The organism is Thauera aminoaromatica S2 (assembly GCF_000310185.1).
GTDB lineage: Bacteria > Pseudomonadota > Gammaproteobacteria > Burkholderiales > Rhodocyclaceae > Thauera > Thauera aminoaromatica.
On sequence record NZ_AMXD01000208.1, the window covers coordinates 1 to 4,554 of the forward strand.

General features: G+C 71.7%; 5 protein-coding genes. 1 reads left to right on the forward strand and 4 read right to left on the reverse strand.

Annotated elements, in window-relative coordinates:
• Positions 1-91 precede the first annotated feature (91 nt).
• From C665_RS18495 to C665_RS18510, 4 genes are read right to left on the reverse strand one after another with little or no spacing between them, the layout of a single operon-like run.
• On the reverse strand, positions 92-1,033 hold the full coding sequence (locus C665_RS18495) for an MlaD family protein (RefSeq protein ID WP_004326372.1): 942 nt from the start codon (positions 1,031-1,033) through the stop codon (positions 92-94).
• A gap of 1 nt (position 1,034) precedes the next feature.
• Entirely contained in the window at positions 1,035-1,871 is an 837-nt protein-coding gene (locus C665_RS18500) for an ABC transporter ATP-binding protein (protein WP_004326373.1), read from the reverse strand.
• Entirely contained in the window at positions 1,868-3,025 is a 1,158-nt protein-coding gene (locus C665_RS18505) for an MlaE family ABC transporter permease (RefSeq protein WP_004326374.1), read from the reverse strand. Before C665_RS18505 ends, C665_RS18500 begins: the two co-directional genes overlap by 4 nt.
• Positions 3,022-3,762 (reverse strand): TetR/AcrR family transcriptional regulator, encoded by a 741-nt coding sequence (locus tag C665_RS18510; protein WP_157277063.1) that lies wholly within the window; start codon positions 3,760-3,762, stop codon positions 3,022-3,024. The genes C665_RS18505 and C665_RS18510 overlap by 4 nt, the downstream gene beginning before the upstream one ends.
• Positions 3,763-3,964: 202 nt before the next feature.
• Between C665_RS18510 and C665_RS18515 the strand changes: the two genes are divergently transcribed.
• A partial coding sequence (locus tag C665_RS18515) for an HlyD family secretion protein (protein WP_040829685.1) occupies positions 3,965-4,554 on the forward strand: 590 nt, incomplete at its 3' end.

Consider the following 4,554-nt stretch of genomic DNA (forward strand, 5'->3'; position numbering starts at 1 on the left):
AGCAGCGCGATCGCGCACAGCGCCGCCGCGGCGAACGCCCGACGCGGGCGCGCGGGGCCGGCGCCGCGGCGCGGAAGGAAGGACGACGATCTCACGGGGTGAACTCCTTGGTCGGTTCGAGGCCGAGCAGGTAGTCGGCGGGACGGCTCTCGAGCTGGCGGGTGATGATGCGCAGCGAAGCCAGCGTGGTGCGCAGCTCCGCCACCGCGGGGCCGATCTCGGCCAGGCCGCGCATGCCGCCGTCGAGCGGCGCGCGGTTGTCGGCGATCAGGCGGTCGACCGTGCCCATCGCGCGCTCGAAGGCCCGCATCGCGTCGCGTGCGCTGTCCAGGGTCTGCGTGCCCTGCACCTCCACCAGCCTGTTGGCCGAGCCGAGCATGCGGGCGGCCTCGGCGAGCGCAGTGCTGGCGTCGCGGCTGGCCTGGGTGACCTCGCGCAACGCGGCGTTGAGGTCCTCGCGCTGCGCGGCGAGCGCGCCGGTGGCCAGCTCCAGGTTGCCCAGCGTGCGCCCGAACGAGGCCACGTTGTCGGCCGAGAGCAGCTCGCGCGCCTGCACCAGCAGGTCGTTCACGTTGGTGATCGCGTCCTCGCCGTCGGCGAGCAGGCGGCTCAGCGGCGAAGGCGCGGCGATGATGCGCGCCACCTCGTCGCCCTTGGACACCAGGGGCGTGCTCGCCGGATCCTCGCCGCTGGTCAGGCGGATCATGGTCAAGCCGGTGATGCCGGCAGGCACCAGGCGGGCGCGGGTGTCGCTGCGCACCGGCGCGGCGCTGTCCACGCGCACGCGGGCGATGACGCGGCGCGCATCGGCGGGATCGAGGCGCAGGCTGACCACGTCGCCGATCTTGATGCCGTTGAACTCCACCGTGCCACCCTTGGACAGGCCGGAGACCGCCTCCTGGAAGACGATGTCGTACACCTCGAACTGGCGGTCGGCGTCGCTCTTGCCCAGCCACAGCGCGAACATCAGCGCGGCGCCGACGACGAGCACGGTGAAGAGGCCGATCAGCACATGATGGGCGCGGGTTTCCATGTCAGTTGTTCTCCGATGCAGCGGGCACGGCCTGCGCGGCGGCCACCGCGGTGGCGGCCGCGCGGCCGCGCGGGCCGTGGAAGTATTCGCGGATCCAGGCGTCGTCGATGGCGGCGACCTCGTCCAGACCGGCGTTGACCAGCACCTTCTTCTGCGCCAGCACGGCGACGCGGTCGGTGATGGTGTAGATGGTGTCGAGGTCGTGGGTGACGATGAACACCGTGAGCCCGAGCGCGTCGCGCAGGGTGAGGATGAGCTGGTCGAAGGCCGCGGCGCCGATCGGGTCGAGGCCGGCGGTGGGTTCGTCGAGGAAGAGGATGTCGGGGTCGAGCGCGAGCGCGCGCGCCAGCGCCGCACGCTTGACCATGCCGCCCGACAGGTCCGACGGAAACTTGTCGCCGGCGAGCGCCGGCAGTCCGGCGAGCGCGATCTTGAGCGCCGCCAGCTCCGCCGCCTCGCGGCGCGACATCCCGGCGTGCTCGATCAACGGCAGCGCCACGTTCTCGGCCACGGTCAGCGACGAGAACAGCGCGCCCTTCTGGAACAGCACGCCGAAGCGGCGCTCGACCTGCTTGCGGCGCGCGTCGGGCAGGCTCAGCAGGTCCTCGCCGAACACATGCACGCTGCCCGCGCGCGGCCGGTTGAGGCCGACGATGGTGCGCAGCAGCACCGACTTGCCCGTGCCCGAGCCGCCCACCACGCTGAGGATCTCGCCGCGGCGCACGTCGAGGTCGAGCTGGTCGTGCACCACCTGGGCGCCGAACTGGTTGCGCACGCCGCGCACCTCGACGATGTTGTCGCGCGGATCGGATGCGGCGCTCGCCAGCCCCGCCGTCACCACCCCATCTCCATGCAGAACAGCGCCGCGATCGCATCCACCACGATCACCACGAAGATCGACTGCACCACGGCCGAAGTGGTGTGCTCGCCCACCGACTGCGCGCTGCCCTGCACGCGGAAGCCTTCCAGGCAGCCGATCACCGCGATCAGGAAGGCGAAGATCGGCGCCTTGGCCATGCCGACCCAGAAGTGGATGAGCCCGACGTTGTCCTCGATGCGCGACAGGAACAGCACCGGCGAGATATCCAGCGTCATCGCCGACACCAGCATGCCGCCGACGATGCCCGCGATCATCGCCACGAAGGTCAGGATGGGCAGCGCGACCAGCAGCGCATACACGCGCGGCAGCACCAGCAGCTCGACCGGATCGAGGCCGAGCACGCGGATCGCGTCGATCTCCTCGTTGGCGCGCATCGAGCCGATCTGCGCGGTGAAGGAGCTCGCCGTGCGGCCGGCGACGATGATCGCGGTGAGCAGCACGCCGAACTCGCGCAGGAACGAGTAGGCCACCAGGTCGACCGTGAAGATGCTGGCGCCGAAGTTCTGCAGCACCGTGGCGCCGAGGAAGGCGACCACCGCGCCGACCAGGAAGGTCAGCAGCGCGATGATCGGCACCGCGTCGAGGCCGGTGCGCTCGAGGTTGGCGACCAGCGCGGTCACGCGCCAGCGCCGCGGCTGCACGCTCACGCGCAGCGCAGTCTCCAGGATCAGGCCGATGAAGCCGGTGAGCGCGCTCACGTGGCGCCAGAACACCAGCATGGTGTGGCCGATGTGGGCGAGCACGTCGCCGAGCGCGTAGCCCTCGTCCGCGGCAGGGCGCTCCTCGCGGCCTTCGATCGCATCGGCCACGGCCTTCAGCAGCGCGCGCCGCTCGCGGCTCAGCGCACCCTCGTCGGCGAGCAGGGCGGCGACGCGCTCGCCGCCGAGCAAGCCGTGCAGCAGGCGTGCGCCCGCGGTGTCGAGGGTGCCGAGCTCGGCCAGCTCGACCCGCGTCGCGGCGTCGATGCGGCCACGCAGCGCATCGGCCTGGCGGCGCAGCGCGGCATGGTGGGCGAGCGTCCAGTCGCCGCGCAGGCGCAGGACCGCGGCAACGCCGTCGCCGGCCAGCAGGGCCTCGCCCGCGCGGGCTTCGTGCTGCGGCGCCGCGCTCATCGTCCTTCCTCGGCGGTGTCGGATGCGTCCGCATCGGCTTCGCCGCGCGCGAGGCGGGCGAACAGGCCGTCCATGAATTCGCGCTGCAGGCGCGCGAGGTCGATCTCGCCGCCGCTCATGCGCGCCAGCACCGGCGCCGCCGCCACCGCGTACGAGATCGCCCCGAACACGAAGGTCTGCAGCGCGAGCGCACTGCGCATGCGGAAGATCCCCGCGTCGATCGCTTCCTGCCACAGCGGCAGGAAGACGGCATGCACCGGCTCGACCACGCGCGCGACGAGCTCGTCGAGGCGCTCGCCCGGGTCGGTCATCTGGCGCATCACGAAGCGCATCGCCTGCGGCTGGCGCACCGCCTGCACGAACATCGCCTCCACGGCGGCCACGACGCGCCGCTCGATCGGCCCCGCCGCGGGAGAGAGCATGTCGAGGGCGGCCAGGTCGGCGCGCACCTGCGCCTCGATGCGGTCCACCACCGCGGCCCACAGCTCGGCCTTGGAGCCGAAATAGTGCGCCACCATCGACACGTCGCAGCCCGCGCTCGCCGCGATCGCGCGCAGCCCCGCCGCCTCGAAGCCCTGCGCCCCTAAAGCGTCGAGGGCAGCGTCGAGCAGGCGTGCACGGTAATTCGCGTCCGGACCGCGCGGACGGCCACGGCCGCGCACGGTACGGGCGTGTTCGGCAAGATCGGACATGCTGGAAAAGGAGAAGGAATCGAGGCGGGATGGTACAACATGCATCGAGTCGGTTCCGGTCGAATCTCTCCGGCGGCCACGCCGGCTGGCCCGAATCGGGCGGCACGAAAGGCGAGGTCGCACCGGTTCCCACCGCAGATGAGCAAATGAAAGACCTGACCCCAGCTTGACCCATAGCTTGACCTATTATCCAACAAGTGTTGAAATACTACGAACACATCGCAGAGCTCCCCCCGAGGAGAATCTCATGAGCATGAAACGATCCGGCCGGTTGGCCTGGTTGGGCGCCGGTGTCCTCGTCCTGGCCGCGGCCGGCGCCTGGCAGTTCCTGCGCCCCGCTCCGGACGACGGCAGCTTCGTGCGCGGCAACGGCCGCATCGAGGCCACCGAGGTCGATGTCGCCGCCAAGGCGCCCGGGCGGGTGGACGCGATCCTGGTTAACGAAGGCGACTTCGTCACGCGCGACGACGTGATCGCGCGCATGGACGTCAAGTCCCTGCAGGCCCAGCTCGCGCAGGCGCGTGCCGAAGTCGCCAACGCCCACAGCGCCCGCGAGACCGCGCGCGCCCAGGTCGCCCAGCGCCAGGCCGACGTGACCATGGCCGAGGCGGTGCTGGTGCAGGGCCGCGCCGAATACGACGTCGCCCGCCGCACCGCGGCGCGCTCGCAGGCGCTGCTGAACGATCGTGCCACTTCCGCGCAGAAGGCCGACGACGATGCCGCCCGTGCGCGCACCGCCGAGGCCAGCATCCACGTCGCCGAGGCCCGCATCGTCGCCGCCCGCGCCGGCGTGCGCGCCGCCGAGGCCCAGGTGCAGCAGGCCGAGGCCGCGATCCG